1 protein-coding gene is annotated in these 549 nt (G+C 62.5%); it reads left to right on the top strand.

Annotated elements, in window-relative coordinates; all coding sequences use genetic code 11:
• Positions 1-62: 62 nt before the first annotated feature.
• A partial coding sequence (locus CKO23_RS25120; RefSeq protein ID WP_346014688.1) for a KUP/HAK/KT family potassium transporter occupies positions 63-549 on the top strand: 487 nt, incomplete at its 3' end.

Raw genomic sequence — 549 nt, 5'->3', positions numbered from 1 at the left:
CTTCCGCTAGCACGGAGGGGCAGATCTATGTCCCCCGCGTCAACCGGACCCTGCTGATCGGCGTGTTGCTGCTGGTGTTCCTGTTCCGCACCTCGGACAATCTGGCCAACGCCTATGGCATCGCCGTGACCGGAACCATGGTGGTCGACGCCAGCCTGGCGTTTTTCGTGGTGTGGAAACTGTGGCGCTGGCCGCTCTGGCTCGCCATTCCCGTGATCGGCTATTTCCTGACCATCGACGTGTCGTTCCTGATGGCCAATCTGATCAAGATTTTCGAAGGCGCCTGGGTGCCGCTGACCATGGGCGCGCTGGCCATGGTGGTGATGTGGACCTGGGTGCGCGGCACCGATCTCCTGCACAAGAAGACGCAGCGCGATTCGATTCCGACCGCCGACCTCATCCGCATGCTGGAAAAGTCCAAGCCGCACCGGGTGGCGGGCACGGCGGTGTTCCTCACCGGCGATCCGCAGGTCGCGCCCTCGGCGCTGATGCACAACCTCAAGCACAACAAGGTGGTGCATGAGCGGGTGGTGATCATGAACATCGTCA

The sequence above is a fragment of the Thiocystis violacea genome (assembly GCF_016583565.1).
In the GTDB taxonomy this organism is placed as follows: Bacteria; Pseudomonadota; Gammaproteobacteria; order Chromatiales; family Chromatiaceae; genus Thiorhodococcus; species Thiorhodococcus violaceus_A.
Note: the sequence above shows the minus strand (reverse complement) of the source record. Positions and strands in the feature narration are given on the sequence as shown.